Annotated in this window: 15 protein-coding genes; 9 read left to right on the top strand and 6 right to left on the bottom strand. The window is 74.2% G+C overall.

Annotated features, from left to right (window positions below; all coding sequences use genetic code 11):
• Positions 1-6 precede the first annotated feature (6 nt).
• The 4 genes from AB0G50_RS08635 to AB0G50_RS08620 form a co-directional block, all read right to left on the bottom strand.
• Positions 7-453 (bottom strand): MarR family transcriptional regulator, encoded by a 447-nt coding sequence (locus tag AB0G50_RS08635; RefSeq protein WP_360103860.1) that lies wholly within the window; start codon positions 451-453, stop codon positions 7-9.
• 203 nt (positions 454-656) lie between these two features.
• A complete protein-coding gene (locus AB0G50_RS08630) occupies positions 657-2,108 on the bottom strand; it encodes an aldehyde dehydrogenase (RefSeq protein ID WP_360103857.1) in 1,452 nt (483 codons plus the stop codon).
• 51 nt (positions 2,109-2,159) lie between these two features.
• Positions 2,160-3,314: a helix-turn-helix domain-containing protein gene (locus tag AB0G50_RS08625; RefSeq protein ID WP_360103854.1), complete on the bottom strand. Its 1,155-nt coding sequence runs from the start codon at positions 3,312-3,314 to the stop codon at positions 2,160-2,162.
• Between the two features lie 934 nt (positions 3,315-4,248).
• The gene (locus tag AB0G50_RS08620) at positions 4,249-4,833 is read right to left on the bottom strand and encodes a DUF4232 domain-containing protein (RefSeq protein ID WP_360103851.1); all 585 of its coding nucleotides are present in this window, start codon (positions 4,831-4,833) and stop codon (positions 4,249-4,251) included.
• Between the two features lie 269 nt (positions 4,834-5,102).
• Between AB0G50_RS08620 and AB0G50_RS08615 the strand changes: the two genes are divergently transcribed.
• Entirely contained in the window at positions 5,103-6,524 is a 1,422-nt protein-coding gene (locus AB0G50_RS08615; protein WP_360103848.1) for a pentapeptide repeat-containing protein, read from the top strand.
• 4 nt (positions 6,525-6,528) lie between these two features.
• On the opposite strand, the gene AB0G50_RS08610 is transcribed toward AB0G50_RS08615, so the two are convergent.
• Positions 6,529-7,437: an NmrA family NAD(P)-binding protein gene (locus AB0G50_RS08610; RefSeq protein WP_360103845.1), complete on the bottom strand. Its 909-nt coding sequence runs from the start codon at positions 7,435-7,437 to the stop codon at positions 6,529-6,531.
• Between the two features lie 98 nt (positions 7,438-7,535).
• Here AB0G50_RS08610 and AB0G50_RS08605 point away from each other — a divergent pair, with 98 nt between their 5' ends.
• From AB0G50_RS08605 to AB0G50_RS08570, 8 genes are all read left to right on the top strand, one after another.
• Positions 7,536-8,111 (top strand): TetR/AcrR family transcriptional regulator, encoded by a 576-nt coding sequence (locus tag AB0G50_RS08605; RefSeq protein ID WP_360103842.1) that lies wholly within the window; start codon positions 7,536-7,538, stop codon positions 8,109-8,111.
• 48 nt (positions 8,112-8,159) lie between these two features.
• The gene (locus AB0G50_RS08600) at positions 8,160-10,424 is read left to right on the top strand and encodes a tetratricopeptide repeat protein (protein WP_360103839.1); all 2,265 of its coding nucleotides are present in this window, start codon (positions 8,160-8,162) and stop codon (positions 10,422-10,424) included.
• Between the two features lie 203 nt (positions 10,425-10,627).
• Complete coding sequence (locus AB0G50_RS08595; RefSeq protein WP_360103836.1) at positions 10,628-11,086, top strand: hypothetical protein; 459 nt, start codon at positions 10,628-10,630, stop codon at positions 11,084-11,086.
• 118 nt (positions 11,087-11,204) lie between these two features.
• Positions 11,205-12,068 carry a class II glutamine amidotransferase gene (locus AB0G50_RS08590; RefSeq protein ID WP_360103833.1) on the top strand — a complete coding sequence of 288 codons (864 nt, stop codon included), beginning with the start codon at positions 11,205-11,207 and terminating at the stop codon, positions 12,066-12,068.
• A 9-nt stretch (positions 12,069-12,077) separates the two neighbouring features.
• Entirely contained in the window at positions 12,078-13,484 is a 1,407-nt protein-coding gene (locus AB0G50_RS08585; protein ID WP_360103830.1) for a glutamate decarboxylase, read from the top strand.
• A 58-nt stretch (positions 13,485-13,542) separates the two neighbouring features.
• A complete protein-coding gene (locus AB0G50_RS08580; protein ID WP_360103827.1) occupies positions 13,543-14,151 on the top strand; it encodes a hypothetical protein in 609 nt (202 codons plus the stop codon).
• Positions 14,148-15,125, top strand: coding sequence for a hypothetical protein (locus tag AB0G50_RS08575; protein WP_360103824.1), 978 nt, complete (start codon positions 14,148-14,150; stop codon positions 15,123-15,125). Before AB0G50_RS08580 ends, AB0G50_RS08575 begins: the two co-directional genes overlap by 4 nt.
• On the top strand, positions 15,122-15,781 hold the full coding sequence (locus AB0G50_RS08570; RefSeq protein ID WP_360103821.1) for a hypothetical protein: 660 nt from the start codon (positions 15,122-15,124) through the stop codon (positions 15,779-15,781). The genes AB0G50_RS08575 and AB0G50_RS08570 overlap by 4 nt, the downstream gene beginning before the upstream one ends.
• A gap of 7 nt (positions 15,782-15,788) precedes the next feature.
• On the opposite strand, the gene AB0G50_RS08565 is transcribed toward AB0G50_RS08570, so the two are convergent.
• Positions 15,789-18,404 (bottom strand): LuxR family transcriptional regulator, encoded by a 2,616-nt coding sequence (locus AB0G50_RS08565; RefSeq protein ID WP_360103818.1) that lies wholly within the window; start codon positions 18,402-18,404, stop codon positions 15,789-15,791.
• Between the last annotated feature and the right edge of the window lie 68 nt (positions 18,405-18,472).

The following is an 18,472-nucleotide window of genomic DNA, read 5'->3' as shown; positions in this document are numbered from 1 at the left end:
GCCGGGTCAGCCCGCCATGCCCGCCCGGCCGACCTCGCCCAGCCGCGCGATCGTGGGCAGCGCCTCCGCGAGCGCGCGGCGCTCGGCGGCGGTGAGCGCGGCGAGCACCGGCGCGAGGTGCCGGGCGCGGTCGTCGTGCCGCGCCCGCACGATCCGGCGACCGGCCTCGGTGATGTGCACGAGCACCACCCGGCCGTCGTCCGGGTCCGGGCCGCGGCGCACCAGGTCCTCGCGCTCCAGCCGGGTCACGAGCTGGGTGATGCCGGGTTGGCTGACCTGCTCGGTGCGGGCAAGCGCGGTCAGCCGCAGCGGCTTGTCGGCGTTGGCGAGGGTGTCGAGCACCGACAGCGTGGTGAACGAGTGCACCTCCAGCAGCGGGATGCGGATGAAGTAGCGGCTGAAGGCCTCGACGGCCGTCGTGAAGGCTTCTACGTCCAGCTCGTCGGGTTCCACCGCGCCATCCTATATCACTAGATTATTTAAGCTGCTTATGTTATTGTGGGACTCGGCGTCGTCGTCCGACCGTCCCCCGCGGGCCGGTCGCCGAGTGGACCGTCCACCGAGGACGGAAGGTTCGGGGAGGTGGGTTCGTGAGCAGCGCCAAGCGGGTGCCGGCCGGTCCGTCCCACGCCCTCGCGGGACGGACCGGCACCGGGTCAGTACGGCAGCTTCACCGACTGGAACTCGAAGTACTCGTCCACGCCCTCGGGCCCGCCCTCCCGCCCGAGCCCGCTGGCCTTGAACCCGCCGAACGGCACGGTGACGTCGGAGGTGTAGCAGTTGACGCCGTAGCTGCCCACCCGCACCGCGCGGGAGAGCGCCAGGCCGCGCTCGACGTCGTCCGTCCACACCGAACCGGCCAGGCCGTACTCGGAGTCGTTGGCGATCGCCACCGCCTCCTCCTCGTCGCGGAAGGGGATCACGGTGAGGACCGGGCCGAAGATCTCCTCCCTGGCCACCCGCATCGAGTTGTCGACACCGGTGAACACGGTGGGCTCGACGTACCAGCCGGTGGCCCGGCCCGGCACCCGGCCGCCGCCCAGCGCCGTCTTCGCGCCCTCCTCGCGGCCCAGCGCGAGGTAGCCCTCCACCCGGTCGCGCTGACGGGCCGAGACGAGCGGACCGACCTCGGTCGCGGGGTCGGTGGGGTCGCCGACCCGCATCGCGCCCACCGCGTCGACCAGCGCGTCCACGAACTCGTCGTGCCGGCGGTGCGAGACCAGCAGCCGGGACTGGGCCGCGCAGATCTGCCCGGTGTTGAGCAGCGACGCGGTTTTCAGGCCCTCGACGGTGGCCGCCAGGTCTGCGTCGTCCAGCACGATCGCCGCCGACTTGCCGCCCAGTTCGAGGCCGACCCGCTTGAGGCGCTCACCGCACAGCGCGGCGATCCGCCGACCCGCGGCCGTCGAGCCGGTGAAGCTCACCCGGTCCACCCCGGGGTGCGCGACCAGGCTCTCGCCGACCTCGCGGCCGCCGGTCACCACGTTGAACACCCCGGCGGGCAGTCCGCTCGCGGCGATCAGCCCGGTCAGGTGCAGCAGGCCGAGCGAGGCCTCGGGCGCGGGCTTGAGCACGACCGAGCACCCGGCCAGCAGCGCGGGCAGGATCTTGTTGAGCGCCAGGTAGATCGGCCCGTTCCAGGGCACGATCGCGGCGACCACCCCGATCGGCTCGCGCCGCACGACGGTCGTGCCCATCGGCCCCGTCCGGCGCTCCTCCACGGCGAGGTCCGCGGCCAGACCGGCGTGGTAGCCCAGCTGCATCGTCGGCAGGACGCCGTTGATCAGGGCGGACTGGCTCACCGGGCAGCCCATCTCGGCGGTGGTGAGGCCGACGATCGTGTCGCGCTCCCGCTCGAAGGCGGCGGCGAGCCCGCCGAGCACCTCGGCCCGTTCCGCCGGGCTCGTCCGACGCCACGGCCCGCTGTCGAAGGCGGCCCGTGCCGCCGCGACCGCGCGGTCCACGTCGGCGGGCGTCGAGTCCGGCACCTGCCCGATCCGTTGTTCGGTGTGGGGGTTCACGACGGCCAGCACGGCGTCGCCGGCCGGTGCGACCCAGTCGCCGTCGACGAACAACCGGTCGTGCGCGGTCTGCGCCGCTGCGTTCATCAGATCTCCTTGCCAGGTGGGGACTTCGCCGTCGGGTGTTCGGTCGGGCGGTCAGAGGATCCCGGCACGTTCGGCCAGCCACCCCAGCTCGTTGCGCACGCTCGCGCTGTCGCTGCCCATCGCCTCGGCGAGGACGTGGCGGACCTGGACGTCGAACCGGATGTCGTCGCCGTGCACGCGTTCGGTCTGCATCAGGGCGAACGTGGTGGCGATCAGGTCGCCCTCGGCCAGGTGCGCCCGCGCCAGCGTCAGGTAGCACGCGCTCTGCATCCCCTTGCAGAGCAAGGGGATTCCCTCGACGTCGGCGGCCAGCCGCAGCGCCTGCGCCGCGCGGCCGACGGCCAGCTCCACCCGGGTGGCGGCCACCTCGACCAGGACGGTCCACGGGGCGCCGAGGCGGGCCGCGACCTCGCGCGCGCTCTCCAGGGACTGCTGCGCGCCGCGGTAGTCCTTGACGCCGGCGGCGGCCTCGGCGCCGATGGCGTGCAGCCGCACCAACGTCGTGCACTGGTCGGGCGTGGCGCGGACCAGTTGCGCGGTGGTGTCGGTGACCAGCCACCGGGACTCGCCGGGGGAGCCCGAGCGCAGCAGCACCTCGGCGAGTTGGCCGACGGCGGCGAACCACCCGGGTCCGCCGCGCTGGTCGGCCAGCTCGGCGAGCGCGCCGTCCGCCGCGATCTGGGCGAAGTGGACGTCGCCGGTGCGCAACAGGTACCGCGAGGTGAGGCGGAACGCCTCCGCCCGGAGCAGCCGGCCCGCCCGGTCGTCGGCGACCGTGCCGAGCCGGTCCAGCAGGTCGGGCAACCGGCCGCGCAGCACGGTGTACCGGCGCTCCGAGTCGCACCACAGCCGGCGCGCCTCGTCCAGTTCCGCGCGGGTCAGCGGCTCCGGGTCGTGCGTGGTGGCGCCGCGCCGCCAGTGCCGCAGCAGGGCCTCCCGGATCGCGCCGGTCGCGACGCCCTCCTCCTGCCGCCGCTCGCGCCGCGTCGCCGTGTCCATGAGCGTCAGCACGTCCCGCACCTGGAGGATGTCCGCGAGGCGCAGGACGGTGGACACCCGGTCCACCGGCCGACCCCGCCGCTCCACCTGGCGCAGCCACTCGTCGCTGTACCCGAGCAGCGAGGCCAACGTCCGGCGCGACATCCCGCGCCGGCGTCTCATGTGCTCGATGCGTTGCCCCACGGTGATGTCGAGCGCTTCCCGCATGCTTCCCCCAGAAGAGTCTGCGGACTCGGCGGCCCCCGGTCGACCGAAGCAGCTCTGCCCGCGCACCGGATTTCGATGTAGGCGTGACGGCGCACACAGCGGTGTGTGATTCGCGTGGTGCGGGACATCGCCCTTGACGCCCCACCTCCGAGAGGTGCTCCACGACCGCGAGGCGGGATTGCCCATGGGCGTTCAGGCGCCAGGCGGCGGGAATTGGATTACCACCGATACAACCAGAAGTCCCCCTTCGGGCGGAATACCCCGATCGGCGGAACCCGACGGGGTGGAACTTCTTTGCAGGACATTTCCCGAGCAGCTCGCCGGACGACGTCCGGGGCGGATTCAGGGGGTGCCCGAAGTGGCGCGATGGTCGATCGCACGATTTCGGCCGGACCGGCCTGCGAGCACGAACCGGGCAATTCGGCGGGGGTGTCGCACGAAAACCCGTGGCCGGCGTGGAATAGTCGCTCAGGTATGCGGCGAAATGCGGCACCACCGGTGCGCGGACACCGTGACACCGGACGTCGCGCCGCACGTCGGCACCGCGCGCCCCGGTCCGCGACCGCCCACCGCTCGTGAGGCGCACTTCACCGTCGACACACTCGTCGTTCCCGAACCCCCCAGGCCGCCGGACACGATCACCACACGTACTCGGAAAATTGTTCCCCACCCGGCGTCGGGGTCACAAGGCGACGACCGAATGAATCCGGTGGCGCGCGGTGACTACGCACCGATATCACGCGCAGTCGGGCGGTGCGCCCGGACGTCGGTTCCCGTGGCGTCCGACACACCCGGGCAACCGCGCCGTATTCCACCCGGCGGGTCGCGCCAATTCGCAATTCCTTCGCGCGTGGTGCGCCGGGTTCTGTTGTGCGCCGCCGAGTGCCGAGCGGAACTCCGCGCCGGAGGATCGGGAACCGCCTTGACGGGTGCGCTAGAACACCAGCACGCCCTGGGCGGCGGGCTGGAGGGTGCCGACCCGGACCCCGCTCACCTTCAGCCTGCTCGGGTCGGTGACCGGTCGGCCGTCGGTGCCGACGAACGTCACCCGGGCCGTGCCGGCGCCGGGCACCTCGACGGCCATCGTGTCGATCGCCGTACCGTCGTCACCCGTGCTCAGCGCCACGCCGGCGAACGCGGTCCGCCCGGGTTCGAGCGTGATCGACGGCCCCTCGCCGGGAACCGCCACCTGCTCGACCGGAATCTCCGCCGGCGCGCCGGACAGGTCGGTGAACGTCGGCCTCGGCCACCCCCGCACGGTGACCGGAGCGCTCCCGTCGTTGGTCACGGTGAGCAGCCCCACGCCGGGCTTGTCCGAGCCCTGCATCGTCAACTCCGCCCGGACCGCCGCGTCGGTCGCGGTCGAGGGCTGCCCGGCGGTGGTCGTCGGTCGTCCGGTGGTGGTCGCGGCGCCGGACGTGCTGCCCGACGAGGACCCCGACATCGCCGTGCCGCACGCGGCGGCGAAACCCACCAGCGCGACCGCCGAACCGGCGACGATCACCCTCCTGAAACGCATGCGCACCTCTCGGCCGTCGACGGCTGTCCCCGTGGAGGTAGCCCGAGTCCGGGCCGGCCAAACCCCGACCGCCCGATCGGGTCGGCCGCGGCCGCGGTGTCGAGTCCACTGTGGACGAATCGGTCGGCGGGATTTCCTCGCCGGGATCGCGCGCACCGCGACCCGTTGCCGCCGTGGACCCCCGTGAACCTGAAGTGCGACAAGGACATGAGCGTCCGTCGCGATCGCGGTGGCGGGAACCCGGTCGGGGGTTCGGACGTCTTCGGGGTATGACCGAGTCCGGCTTGGCGGTGGCACGGGAGCGAGGTGCTCCGGCGGCGGAGCCGGAGCGCACTCTCGGGCGGTGGACGATTCCGGCCGCCCTGGCGGGCGTGCTGGTGGTGGCGGTCGCCGTCACGCTGGCGGTGTCGGCGTGGGTGGGCGGGCACGTGTTCGCCGACGCCGATCGGCAGGTCGGCGCGGTGTTGGACGTGATCAGGATCGGGTCCTCGGTGGCGGTGGGCGGTGGTGGGATGGTCGCGCTCTACCTCGCCGCGCGCCGGCAGCGCACGCAGGAGTTCGAGTTGCGCGCCCGGCACGCGGAACTCGCCCGGCGGGACGAGGAGTTGGTCAACCGCCGCGCCGAGTTGACCCAGCGCGACCTGGCCCAGGCGCACACCGAGCTCACCGCCGACCGCACGCACGAGCTCGCGTCGCGCGCGGCCGAGGACACCCGGTCGCACGCGCGGGCCCAGCGCATCACCGACTCCTACGCGAAGTCCGCCGAGCTGCTGGGTTCGGAGAAGACACCGGTCCGGATGGCCGGTCTGTACGCGCTCGAGCGCCTGGCGCAGGACAACCCGTCGCAGCGGCAGACCATCCTCAACCTGTTGTGCGCGTGCCTGCACATGCCGTTCGATCCGGTGCCCGCCCCGCCCGGGCGCGAGGCCGACCCGGACGCCGTCGCCGCGCACCGGGAGTGGTTGCGGGAACGCGAGGTGCGGCTCACCGCGCAGCGCCTCCTGACCGACCACCTCCGGCCGGGCGAGGACCGCGTCCCGAGCCCGGCCTTCTGGCCGGACCTCGATCTCGACCTGGCCGGCGCGACCCTGATCGACCTCGACCTGTCCGGCTGCGAGGTCCGCTCGCTCACCTGCGTCGGCACGAGCTTCACCGGCGTCACGTCGTTCCACCGCGCGAGGTTCGGCGGGGTGACGAGCTTCCGCGACGCGCGGTTCGCGGGCGGCGCCTGGTTCGAGGGGGCGGAGTTCGGCGGCCGGGTCAGGTTCGACGAGGCGAAGTTCGGCGCGGACGCCCACTTCACCGGGACGGTGTTCGTCGGGGAGCCGACGTTCGACCGGGCCCGGTTCGGCGGGATCGCGTGGTTCGAGGACGCCCGGTTCGGCGTGCACGCCCAGTTCGGCGGTGCCCGGTTCGCGGCGCACGCCCGGTTCGACCGCGCGGAGTTCGGTGGTGCGGCCAGGTTCGACGGGGCGGAGTTCCGCCGGGTCGCGTGGTTCGACGACGCCCGCTTCGGCGAGGGCACCCGGTTCGACCGGGTCGACTACGGCCGCACGACGTCCCTCGAGGGGTGCCTGACCGTCCCCCCGGTGCCCGGTCGGTCGACCTGGCCGCCCGGGTGGCGTCCCGCGGTCGAGGGTGTCGCCGTCAAGGGGTTGGACGGCGTGTGGCACCGCCTGGTGCGGGACTGACCGGTCACAGGTGGGCGCGGGCCCAGGTGGCGAAGTCGGTGACGGGGAGGTCGAACGCCCTGGCGAGGTGGGGGCGGGCGGGCTGGCCGGTGGCGTTGAGCCACTCGTGGGACGCGCCCATGGGCGGCATGCCGGCGGCCAATGCCTCGGCCTCGGACAGGTCGGGTGCGGACAGCGGGGTGCCCAGGACGGTCGTGAGGGTGGCGGCGATCTCGGTCATCGAGCGGTGGTCGCCCGCCAGTTCCAGTTCCGCGGCGTGGAAGCGGTCGGGGTCGGCGAGGGCCGCGGCCGCGGCCGTGCCGATGTCGGACACCGCCACCAGGGACAGCCGGGTGTCCGGGCGCAGCACGCTCACCAGGCCGCCCTCGACGCCGCGCGGGAACAGGAACTTCATGGAGGGGAGGAAGTTCTCCATGAAGAAGGCCGGCTTCAGCAGGGTCCAGCGGGCGAAGCCGGCGGCGCGCACGTGGTCCTGGATCGCGGACTTGGCGCCCAGGGTCGGTTCCATCGACGTCCAGCGGCCCTCGGCCCAGCCGGGCGCGGACGTGTGCTGACCGGCACCGCTGACCGAGGTGTGCACGAACTGCGGCACGCCCGCGGCTTTCGCGGCCTCCACCAGGTTGACGCCCTGGGTCACCTCGCCCGCGAAGTCGAAGCCGGTCGCGGTGATCGCGGGCATCTGCACGGAGAACACGGCGCGGACGCCGGTGGCGGCGCGGACCAGGGAGTCGCGGTCGTGCAGGTCGCCGGTGACGAGGTCCGCGCCGAGCGCCTCGACGGCCCGGGCCCGGTCGGTGTCCGGGTCGCGCACCAGGGCGCGGACGGGGACGCCCGCCGCGCGCAGGGCCCGAGCGGTGGCGCCGCCCTGGCGGCCGGTCGCGCCGGTGACCAGGACGGGTGCGGGAGTGGGCATGGGTGCTCCTCGAGCTAAATGGCGGGGTCCGCCGTTTCGGTGTCCGGTACGATACGGCGGGCCCCGCCACTTGAGCAAGCACCCTCGGAGATGACGCCGTGCCCGACCGCCAGCGCGCCGACGCCGTGCGCAACTACGCGCGCATCCTCGCCGTGGCGGAGGACGAGGTCGCGACGCACGGCGCGGGCGCGTCGCTGGAGCAGATCGCGCGGACCGCCGGGGTCGGCTCGGCCACCGTGCGCCGGCACTTCCCGACCCGCCGTGCCCTGCTGGAAGCGGTGTCCCGCAAGCGGATCGACGCGTTGTGCGGCCGGGCGCGCGACCTGGCGGACACCGCCGACAGCCGGGACGCGCTGCTCACCTGGATGGACGACGTGGTGGCCTACTGCGTGTCCGCCCGCGGCCTGGCCGCCGCACTGGCCTACGACGGCGCCGAACCGGAGTCGGTGCACGAGAACTCCTGCTCGGCGGCGCTGGAGAACGCCGGCGACCCGCTGCTGGGCCGCGCGGTCGAGGACGGCGCGGTGCCGGCGGGCGTCACCGTCTCCGACCTGATCGCCCTGGCCGTCGGCGTCGTCCTGGCCACCGAGCACCACCCGGACCCCGCCGACCGCGCGGACCGGCTCTTCCGGCTGGCGGTCGCCGGCCTGAGTCCGCGGCCCGCGGCGGGCTGATCGGCACGTCGACCGGGCCCGCCGGGCGTTCCACGGCATGATCGGGGCATGGTCGACGGGCCGGACGAGGCGCGCGACGTGTCCAACAGCGTCGCCGGTGGCGTGCCGGACATGCTGGTGCAGGCCGGGGTGGTCCACGGCGACGTGCACCAGCACCGGCACGCGTCGCGGACGACCGCGCGGTTGCCCTACCGGTTCGGCCGGGTGCCGCCGCGCGCGGACGCGTTCCAGCGGCGGCGGCTGCCGGTGGACGACGCGCACACCGTGGTGCTGACGGGCCCGGGCGGCGCGGGCAAGACCCAGCTCGCGGTGGACCACGCCGAGCGGGCGTGGACGTCCGGCCTGGTCGACCTGCTGGTGTGGGTGACCGCGGGCGACCGGGACGCGGTGGAGGCGGACTACGCCACGCTCGCCGCCGACCTCACCGGGGTCGAGGACGCCAGTCCGGCCTCGGGCGCCCGGAGGCTGCTCGGCTGGCTGGTGTCCACCCGTGCCCGCTGGCTGATCGTGCTGGACGACGTGCGGGTGCCGGGCGACCTGGACGGCCTGTGGCCGCCGCGCACCGGTTCCGGGCGCACCCTGGTGACGAGCCGCCGGGCGGACGCGGCCCTGCTCGGCGGCCGGTCCGTGCTGCCGGTGGGCATGTTCGTGCCGGCCGAGTCGGCCGCCTACTTCGCGGCGAAGCTCGCGCCGTGCCCCGGACTGGGCGAGGGCGCGGGCGAGTTGGCGAGCCGGGTGCAGCACCTGCCCCTGGCGTTGGCGCAGGCCGCCGCCTACCTGATGGACCGCGGCCTGACCTGCGCGGAGTACGTGCGGCGGTTCGACGACACGCGGCGGAGGTTGGCGGCGCTGCTCCCCGAGCCGGGCGCGGTGCCCGACGAGTACCGGGGCACGGTCGCGACGACCTGGTCGTTGTCGGTCGACCTCGCCGACCGGCTCGAGCCGAGGGGGTTGGCCGGTCCGCTGCTGGAGGTGGCGTCGATGCTCGACCCGGAGGGCATCCCGGCGGTCGTGCTGACCACGCCCGCGGTGTTGGGCCACCTCGCCGCGGCGGTGGGTCGTGAGGTCGACGCGGAGCAGGCGCAGGACGCCTTGACGTGCCTGGGCCGGCTGAACCTGGTGACGGTGCGACCGGATCGGCCGCACGGCGAGGTCCGGGTGCACGGCCTGGTGCAGCGGGCGACCCGGGACACCGTGGACGACGACCGCGCGGCGGGCCTCGCCGACGTGGTGGCGCGCTCGCTGCTGGAGGCGTGGCCGTCGGTGGAGCGCGACGTCGTGCTGGTGGAGGTGCTGCGCGCGAACACGGCGGCGTTGCGCGCGGTCGCGGGGCGGTGGTTGTGGTCGCCGGGCTGCCACCCGCTGCTGCGGCGGGTCGCGGACAGCCTGGGTGCCGGCGGTCGGTCCGCCGAGGCCCGCGACTACCTCGACCGGCTGGCGCGGGACGCGGCGGACCGACTCGGACCCGACCACCGCGACGCGCTCGCGCTCCGGACCGAGGCTGCCGGGTGGGCCGGTCGCGCCGGCGCGCCGGGTGACGCCGTTGCGCTGCTGGAGGTGCTGTTCGCCGACCACCTCCGCGTGCTGGGCAAGGACCACCGGGACACGCTGAACGCGCGGGCCGAGTTGCAGTACTGGCGGGTTCGGCACCAGTTGACCGCCTACGGGGTGACCCGGACGTCGGCGGAGGCGCTGGCGGCGATGCGCAAGGTGCTGGCCGACCAGACCCGGGTGCTGGGCGACCTGCACCCGGACACGCTGGCCATGCACGACCGGGTCGCGTCGACGCTGGCCGCGCTCGGGGAGCCCGCCGCGGCCGCGGAGTCGTTCGCCCGTCTGCTGCACGACCGGACGCGGGCCTTCGGGGCGTCGCACCTGACGGTGTTCGCCACCCGGAACAACCTCGCGATGTGCCTGGCCGAAACGGGCGAGGTCGACTCGGCGGTGGCCGCGTTGCGGGACGTGCTGGTGGATCTGGGCCTGGTGGTGGGCGCGGAGCACGTGGACGTGTTGACGGTGCGCGGCAACATCGAGTTCTGGCGGGCGGAGTGCGGTGATCGGGTCGCCGCGACCGAGGCGCTGCGCGTGCTGGTGGCCGACCAGGAGCGGGTGCTGGGGCGCAGGCACCCGCTGACCTTGACGACGCGCGGTCACCTCGCGCGCCGGCTCGGCGACGGTGGTGACGCGATCGGCGCGCTGCTGATGTTCGAGGAGTTGCTCGCGGACCGCCTGGAGGTGGCGCCGGCGGACGACCCGGAGGTGCGCACGACGTGCAGCAACGTCGCCTACTGGCGCAGCGTCGTGAACGGTTGAGGCATTCGCGGTCGGGAAACCCGGTCGGCGGGACCGGATCTTAGTGCGACGGATTTGTCGGCGGTTGTCCGGCAGTGCACGGGAATTGGCGTCCGGTGATTCGATTTCCGTGTCGGAAAAGCGGAGTTGAATGACTTTTCGTTTCCCGGAGGGCCGGCTAGCGTCGGCGGCGGCCACCGGCGACGACGTGGAGGACAGAGCACATGACCAGCCCGTACGAGCACCTGATCGTCCGGAAGATGCAGAGCTGCCTCGACGACCTCGTCAACGAGGGCGCGGCGGCCGGTGCTCCCGAGCCGGACAACGTGGGCGCCGCGTTGGCGTTGATGCGGGCCAAGGACGTGCCGGAGAGCAAGATCCACCTGACCTACACCTGGGTGCACGAGTGCACCGAGCCGGTGGAGTGGGTGAAGGAGCACGAGCACGATTACGACGAGGTGCTGATCTGGCACGGCAACGACCCGCACGACGTGGACGACCTCGGCGCCGAGATCTACCTCGACATCGAGGGCGTGCGGCACACCATCACGACCAGCGGGTCGATCTACATCCCCGCCGGCACCAAGCACTGCCCGCTCGGCTTCGTCCGCGTCGACCGGCCGTTCCGGTTCAGCGCGCTGTCGCTGGCGCCGAACTACGACTCGGAGCGACCGGCCTCCTGACGCGGACCGGTCGACCGCGGCCGGATCGGGTTCCCGCACCACGGGGGACCCGATCCTCGGCGTTCCCGGGGTGCGCGCGGCGATCGGGGTGACCACACTGGGGCCCAGGGAGGTCCTCATGTGCCGGTTGTTCGGGCTGTCCGCCGCGCCCCGCCGGGTCCGGGCGGCGTTCTGGTTGCTCGACGCGCCGGACAGCCTCGCCCGGCAGAGCAGGCGGGAACCCGACGGGACCGGGCTCGGTGTGTTCGGCGCGGACGGCACGCCCCTGGTGGACAAGGCGGCGCTGGCGGCCTACCAGGACGTCGCGTTCGCCCGGGAGGCCCGGGAACGCGAGTCGACCACGTTCCTCGCGCACATCCGCTACGCCTCCACCGGCGGGCTGGACCCGCGCAACACCCACCCGTTCGTCCAGCACGGCAGGCTGTTCGCGCACAACGGCGTCCTCGCCGACCTGCCGACGCTCGAGGCCGAGCTGGGCGACTACCGGGACCTGGTCGAGGGCGACACCGACTCGGAGCGGTTCTTCGCGCTGATCACCCAGCGGATCGACGAGCAGGACGGCGACGTGGGCGCGGGGATCGCGGCCGCCGCCCGCTGGGTCGCCGAGCACGTCCCCGTCTACGCGATCAACCTGGTGCTGACCACGCCGACCGAGCTGTGGGCGCTGCGCTACCCGGACACCCACGACCTGTTCGTCCTCGAACGCGCGGCCGGCGGTCCGCACGGCCACCGGCACCTGGAGCACGCGAGCACCGCCGGTCGCATCCGGGCCCGGTCGGGCGATCTGGCCGACCACCCGTCCGTGGTGGTCGCGACCGAGCGCATGGACGAGGACCCGGGCTGGCGGCCGTTGCTCCCCGGCGAACTGCTGCACGTCGACCCGCACCTGACCGCCACCCGCACCACCGTCGTGACCGGACCGCCGCGCCACCCGCTGTCGCTGCGCCACCTCGGCGCCCGCGCCGCCGCGTCCCAGACCTGAGGAAGGCCCATGCCGCTGAACGAGCCCTCGGACCCCGCCCGCGCGCAGGTGGCGGTCAACCCGGTGTTCACCCGCGAGCCGGTGCGGATACCCCGGGACCGGTTGCCCGAGGGCGAGTTGGACGCCGACATCGCCTACCAGGTGGTGCACGACGAGCTGATGCTCGACGGCAACGCGCGGCTCAACCTGGCGACGTTCGTGACGACCTGGATGGAACCGCGCGCCCAGGACCTGATGACCGAGTGCTTCGACAAGAACATGATCGACAAGGACGAGTACCCGCGCACCGCCGAACTGGAGCGGCGGTGCGTGCGGATGCTCGCCGACCTGTGGCACGCGCCCGCGCCCGACGACGCGCCCGGCTGCTCGACCACCGGGTCCAGCGAGGCGTGCATGCTCGCGGGCCTGGCCCTCAAGCGCCGCTGGCAGCACCGCCGGCGCGCGGCGGGCCTGTCGACCGACCGGCCGAACATCGTGATGGGCGTGAACGTCCAGGTGTGCTGGGAGAAGTTCGCGAACTACTGGGACGTCGAGGCGCGGCTGGTGCCGATGGCGGGCGACCGGTTCCACCTGACCGCCGAGGAGGCGGTGGCCCGCTGCGACGAGAACACGATCGGCGTCGTGGCGATCCTCGGGTCCACCTTCGACGGGTCCTACGAGCCGGTCGCGGAGATCTGCGCGGCGCTGGACCGGGTGCACGCCGACGGCGGTCCGGACGTGCCGGTGCACGTGGACGGCGCGTCGGGCGCGATGATCGCCCCGTTCTGCGACCCGGACCTGGAGTGGGACTTCCGGCTGCCCCGGGTCGCGTCGGTCAACACCTCCGGGCACAAGTACGGGCTGGTGTACCCGGGCGTGGGCTGGGTGGTGTGGCGCGACGCCGCCGCGCTGCCCGACGACCTGGTGTTCAAGGTGAACTACCTGGGCGGCGACATGCCGACGTTCGCGCTGAACTTCTCCCGACCCGGCGCGCAGGTCGTCGCGCAGTACTACACGTTCCTCCGGTTGGGCCAGGACGGGTTCCGCCGGGTGCAGCGGTACTGCCGCGAGGTCGCGTCCGGCCTGGCCGACCGGATCGCCGCGCTCGGCGCGTTCAAGCTGGTCACCGACGGCCGGCAGTTGCCGGTGTTCGCCTTCACCCTCGCCGACGGCGAGGAGGGCTACTCGGTGTTCGACGTGTCGAGCGCGTTGCGGGAGCAGGGGTGGCTGGTGCCCGCGTACACCTTCCCGGAGGGCCGGACCGACCTGGCGGTGCTGCGCGTGGTGGTGCGCAACGGTTTCAGCCACGACCTGGCCGACCTGTTCGTGGACGCGCTGGAACGCGCCCTGCCGGGCCTGCGCCGGCAGTCCGAACCCCGGCACGGCGCGGAGTCCGCCTCGTTCTCGCACGGCGCGGCACCGTCCACATCGGACTGAACCCGGCGGCGCCGTAACGTTCGCCCCTCCCGGCCGAGATCACCCACCGGGAGGACGTATGCGCAGGATCATGCCGATCTACCTGGTGGTCAACACGTCGGTGTCGATGGCCGCCCGGCTGCCCGAGGTCGAGCACCTGATGACGGCGCTCGGCGACGAGCTGCTGTACTCGCCGGTGCTCGGCGACCGGGTGCGGTTCTGCCTGGTCACCTTCTCGGACACGGCCCGGTGCGCGCTGCCGCTGGCCGATCTGACCGAGGGGTTCGAGCCGCCCCGGTTCGCGGTGGGCCGGGAGACGCGGTTCGCGCCGGTGTTCGACCTGCTGGCCAAGCTGATCGCCTCGGACACGGCGACGCACGTGGCGCTGGGCATCGCCTTCTACCGGCCGCTGGTGGTGGTGCTGACCGACGGCGTGCCGCTGGACCGGGGCTGGAACCGCTCGTTCGACCGCTACCACCGGAGCAGCCATCCGCGCCTCCTCCTGGTCACCGTCGGCCTGGATCCCGCTCGCGCGGAGGCCCTGGGCGCGGACCTGCTGGCGTCCGGCGTGCGGGTGCTGGACGACGCGCCGGACCAGCCGTTGGCGGCCCAGCTGAAGTCGTTGCTGATGGCGCAGTTGGAGCAGTTGACGACCTCGCGGCTGGTCGTGCGGCCGGAGGACCTGTGACGGCGTCGTTCCCGGTCGTGCCGGCGGAGGTGCCGGTCGCCGAGGTCGGGCCCGGCGAGCAGGTCGGTCGAGGTGGCGCGTCGACCGTCTTCGCCCTGGCGGGCGAGCGGAAGTCCTTGCTGTACAAGAAGTACGACGAGCTGCGGGGTCGGGTCGCGCTCGACCACCTGGTGCACGTGCACACCGAACTGGACGTCGAGCAGGCGGCGTACGCGCGCGAGCGGTTGGCGTGGCCGGTGGCGGTGGTGCTGTCCGGCGGACGGGCGGTCGGCACGCTGGTGGTGCGCGCCGGCGCGGAGTTCCACTTCGCGCTGCCGACCGGGCGCACCCGCGTGCGGGACCTGAACCACCTGCTGTACGAGAAGCGCTCGGAGCGGCTCGGCGTCGTCCGGGCCACCGACCGGCAGAAGGTCGAGCTGCTGCGCGAACTCGTGGCCGTGCTGTCGTGGCTCGACGTCCGCGGCCTGGTGCACGAGGACCTGGCCGCGCACAACGTGCTCTGGTCGCTGGACCCGCCCGCGGTGTTCGTGCTGGACTGCGATTCGGTGCGCGCGGTGGCCGTGCCGAGCGACCAACCGCTCTACACCACCGTCGACTGGACCGATCCGCGCGTGCTGGCCACGCCGGGCAGCAGGCCGGACCGGGCGTCGACCTCGTACCTGTTGGGCCTGCTGAGCGCGCGCGTCCTGGTCTCGCCGTACTGGCACCCCGGCGACCCGCTGCCGGGCGACCGGGTGCCGGCGGCGCTGGTCCCGCTGGTGGCCGGGGCCTGCGGACCGGTGGGCGACCGGCCATCGCTCGCGGAGTGGAGCCGGGCGGTCGGCCGGGCGTTGCCGCAGACGGTGAACGAGGTCGTGGAACCGGAGCCGGTGGCCGATCCGCGGGCGGGCGGGACGGGCGACCGGGTCGCGTTCCTGGTGGGACTGCTGGTGGGGATGTGCGTGGCGGTGTACGTGCTGGTGGGTTTCCTGTGACGCGGCCGCCGCTGCTGGTCGGCCTGTCCGAGTGGGCCGGGCACGCCGCGCAGGTCACGACGGTGGTCGCCGGGGTGTCCTCCGCGTTCGGCTGGGTGCTGGTGGCCCGGTTCTACGGCGCGCTCGGGGTGGAGCCGGAGGAGGTGGGGATCACCGTCTCGTCGCTGGTGGTGCGCGCGTTCCTGATGGGACTGCTGGCGTTGCTGCTGGTGCTGGCCGTCCGCTGGTTGCAGCGGCGCGCGGCGTCGGCGGGGTCGATCGACCTCGTGCTGTCGACCGACCTCGTGCTGGCCGCGGGCAAGGACGTCCGGTCACTGGTCGTCCGCCTCCCGTTGCGCGGCGGGTTGTGGGTGCGCGGCCTGACGGGCTTCCTGGTCGGGTTCTCGGTGGTGTTCCTGGCGGTGCTGCCGTTCCGGCTGGGCGACCGGTTCGCGGCCGACGCCCGCGCGGGCGTGCCGGTGGAGTTCGGGGTGCTGGGCATGTCGGTGATCCGGGTGACGCCGGCCCGGTTGGCGGCGGCCGATCCCGGCGCGCCGGCGCCGACCACCGACTGCGTGCTGCGGTTGGGCGGCAACGCCGGCACGTCGCTGTTCGTCGTCCACGGCGCGGTCGTGCGGGTGTCCGACCAGAACGTGACGGTGTACTCGCCCTGCTGAGGCGCGGTCAGCGGATCGCGGGCAGGGTGCGCAGTTGGCGGCGGGAGGTGATCGACAGCTTGCGGAAGATGTTGCGCAGGTGGGCGTCGACCGTGCGGGGGCTGACGAACAGGGTCGCGGCGACCTCCTTCGAGGTGGCGCCCTCGGCGACCAGGCGGGCGATGTGCACCTCCTGCACGGTCAGCGCGTCCCGGGTCGGCGAGGTGCGGCTGCGCGCGCGTTCGCCGGTGGCCCGCAGCTCGGTCGCCGCCCGCGCCGCGAACGCCTCCGCGCCCACCTCGGTCAGCAGTTCGTGCGCCCGGCGCAACGCCTCCCGGGCGTCCCGGCGGCGGCCCTGGCGGCGCAGCCACTCGCCGTGCACCAGGTGCGCGCGGCCGAGCCACACCCCGACCCGACCGGCCTCCAGCTGCGCGACGGCGTTCCGGTAGGCGTCCTCGTCGTCGGCGACCAGCGCGCGGGCGCAGGCCTCGACGCCCAGGCCCCACGGCTGCCCGCCGGCGGCCGCGCGTTCGGTCAGCGTCGCCAGCGCGGCCCGGGCCTCCTCGTCCCGACCGCAGCGGACGGCCGCCTCGACCAGTTCGGGCAGGGCCAGACCCGCCATGCCGAGGTCACCGGTCGCGACGGTCCGCCGGGCGGCCTCCAGCGCGGCGGGGTAGTCGGCCAGGCCGTTGTGCAGGACCGCGGTCGCGTACTGCACGCTCAGGCTCATCCCGGGACCGACCCGGGCGAACAGGTCCGCGGCCTCGGCCCGCCTGCCGCGCAGCGCGGCCAGGTGCAGCCGGGGGTAGACCAGCGGCGCGGCGCCGGTGGCCTCCGCGATCGCCTCCTCCTCGGAGATCATCTCCTGGGCCGCGCCGAAGTCGCCGGTGTGCGCGGTGGCGGTGGCGAGCATCGCCAGCCCGATCGGCAGCACGTGGAACGAGCCGGACTCGCGGCCCGCCGCGGTGGTGCGGGCGGCGATGCCGCGCAGGGCGTCGGCGTCCCAGAGTTCCAGCGCCAGCAGGAAACCCAGGGTGGGCCAGCGAGTCCACACCGGGTCGTCGCGGTCGGCCACGAGCGGGCGCAGCAGCGCGGCGGCGGCCCGGTGGCCGCGGTCGGCCAACGCGACCACGCCGTCCAGCAGCACGTCGGAGCTGCCCGGCGGGCCGGGTGCGGGCGGCGCGTTCCGGGCCGCCCCGATCGCCGCGTCCCACCCGCCGGTCAGCAGGCCCATCTCGACCGCGTCCACGTGGATGGTGCGCGCGACCTCGGGTTCCTTGCCCGCGACCGCGGCGGCGGCCCGCAGGAGGTGGTCGGTGGGCGCGTCCTCGCCCCGGAAGCGGGCGAACGAGATCCGGCCGCGCAGCAGGTCGACGCGGTGGTCGTCGGCGGGCACGGCGGGCAGCAGCCCGGCCGCCGCGTCGAAGTCGCCCGCGGCCAGCCTGGCCTCGGCCGCCGCCAGCACCCGCTCGACCCGCAACCCCGGCTCGAGCGTCGCCGCGGCGGAGCGCTCCAGGAACGCGGCCGCGGCGGCCACCCCGCCCCGGGCCTGCGCGCGGGACGCCGAGTCGGCGAGCGCGGCGGCCACGTCCTCGTCCGGTCCGACGGACGCGAGCGCGCGGTGCCAGGCGACCCGGTCCGGGTCGGTGAGCGGGTCGCCGACCCGGGCGAGGGCGGCGTGCGCGCGTCGGCGTTGCGGCTCGGTCGCGGCGCGGTACACCGCCGAGCGGGCCAGCGGGTGCACGAACCGCACCCGCGTGCCGAACTCGACCAGCGGCACGCCCCGCGCCGCGGCGTCCTCGACGCCCAGCAGCGCCGCCGCCCGCCACAGCAGCCCGGGATCGCCGACGGGCTCGGCCGCGGCCACCGTGAGCAGCAGGCGCACCTCGGGCGACAACCCCTCCAGACGGGCCCGGAAGCTGCGTTCGGCGGCGGCGGGCGCGGGCAGGTCGAAACCGCCCGCCAGGCCGCGCAACCCGGCCGTGCGGGCGAGTTCGACCACGGCCAGCGGGTTGCCGCGCGCCTCGGCCAGGACGCGGTCGCGCACCTGCTCGTCCAGCGGCGCCCGGATCTCGCGGGCCAGCAACGCGCGCGCCTCGGGCTCGCCGAGCGGTCGCACGTCGACCCGCGGCAGGGTGTCCAGCTCGGCCACGTCCGCGCGGGCGGCGAACACCACCGCGACCTGTTCGGCGGCCACCCGGCGGGCCACGAACGCCAGTGCCCTGGCCGACGCGCGGTCCAGCCACTGGGCGTCGTCCACGACGCACAGCAGCGGCCGGTCGTGCTCCAGCAGCAGACCCAGCGTCGCCGCGCCGGCCAGGAACGGGTCGGGGGTGCCGGTGTCCAGCCCGAACGCGATCCGCAGCGCCGCGCGGTGCCGGGTCGGGAGCGCGTCGAGGTGCTCCAGGAGGGGCACGCACAGCTGGTGCAGCGCCGAGTACGGCAGGTCGGTCTCGAACTCGACGCCGGAGGCACACACGACCAGGAAGTCGGTCGCCGAGGTCGTGAGCTGGTCGAGCAGGGCGCTCTTGCCGATGCCGGGCTCGCCGCGCACCACCGCCGCGCCGCCGCGCGATCCCCGCGCCTCGTCGAGCAGCACCTGGAGTCGCGACGTCTCGTCACGTCGTCCGAGCAGACCGTCCATGTGCCCGGATCATGACGGACGAACCGGGCGGATTTCCAGTGTTCCGCCGAGGAGCCCGAGGCGATCCG

Origin of the sequence: Actinosynnema sp. NPDC020468 (assembly GCF_040642015.1) — a bacterium.
Lineage (GTDB): Bacteria > Actinomycetota > Actinomycetes > Mycobacteriales > Pseudonocardiaceae > Actinosynnema.
Note: the sequence above shows the minus strand (reverse complement) of the source record. Positions and strands in the feature narration are given on the sequence as shown.

What these genes read in the sequence shown, in the direction of transcription:
- AB0G50_RS08630 (WP_360103857.1), bottom strand. Translation starts at nt 2,108, where the DNA reads ATGAACGCAGCGGCGCAGACCGCGCACGACCGGTTGTTCGTCGACGGC.
- AB0G50_RS08625 (WP_360103854.1), bottom strand. Translation starts at nt 3,314, where the DNA reads ATGCGGGAAGCGCTCGACATCACCGTGGGGCAACGCATCGAGCACATG.
- AB0G50_RS08620 (WP_360103851.1), bottom strand. Translation starts at nt 4,833, where the DNA reads ATGCGTTTCAGGAGGGTGATCGTCGCCGGTTCGGCGGTCGCGCTGGTG.
- AB0G50_RS08615 (WP_360103848.1), top strand. Translation starts at nt 5,103, where the DNA reads ATGACCGAGTCCGGCTTGGCGGTGGCACGGGAGCGAGGTGCTCCGGCG.
- AB0G50_RS08610 (WP_360103845.1), bottom strand. Translation starts at nt 7,437, where the DNA reads ATGCCCACTCCCGCACCCGTCCTGGTCACCGGCGCGACCGGCCGCCAG.
- AB0G50_RS08600 (WP_360103839.1), top strand. Translation starts at nt 8,160, where the DNA reads ATGGTCGACGGGCCGGACGAGGCGCGCGACGTGTCCAACAGCGTCGCC.
- AB0G50_RS08595 (WP_360103836.1), top strand. Translation starts at nt 10,628, where the DNA reads ATGACCAGCCCGTACGAGCACCTGATCGTCCGGAAGATGCAGAGCTGC.
- AB0G50_RS08590 (WP_360103833.1), top strand. Translation starts at nt 11,205, where the DNA reads ATGTGCCGGTTGTTCGGGCTGTCCGCCGCGCCCCGCCGGGTCCGGGCG.
- AB0G50_RS08585 (WP_360103830.1), top strand. Translation starts at nt 12,078, where the DNA reads ATGCCGCTGAACGAGCCCTCGGACCCCGCCCGCGCGCAGGTGGCGGTC.
- AB0G50_RS08580 (WP_360103827.1), top strand. Translation starts at nt 13,543, where the DNA reads ATGCGCAGGATCATGCCGATCTACCTGGTGGTCAACACGTCGGTGTCG.
- AB0G50_RS08565 (WP_360103818.1), bottom strand. Translation starts at nt 18,404, where the DNA reads ATGGACGGTCTGCTCGGACGACGTGACGAGACGTCGCGACTCCAGGTG.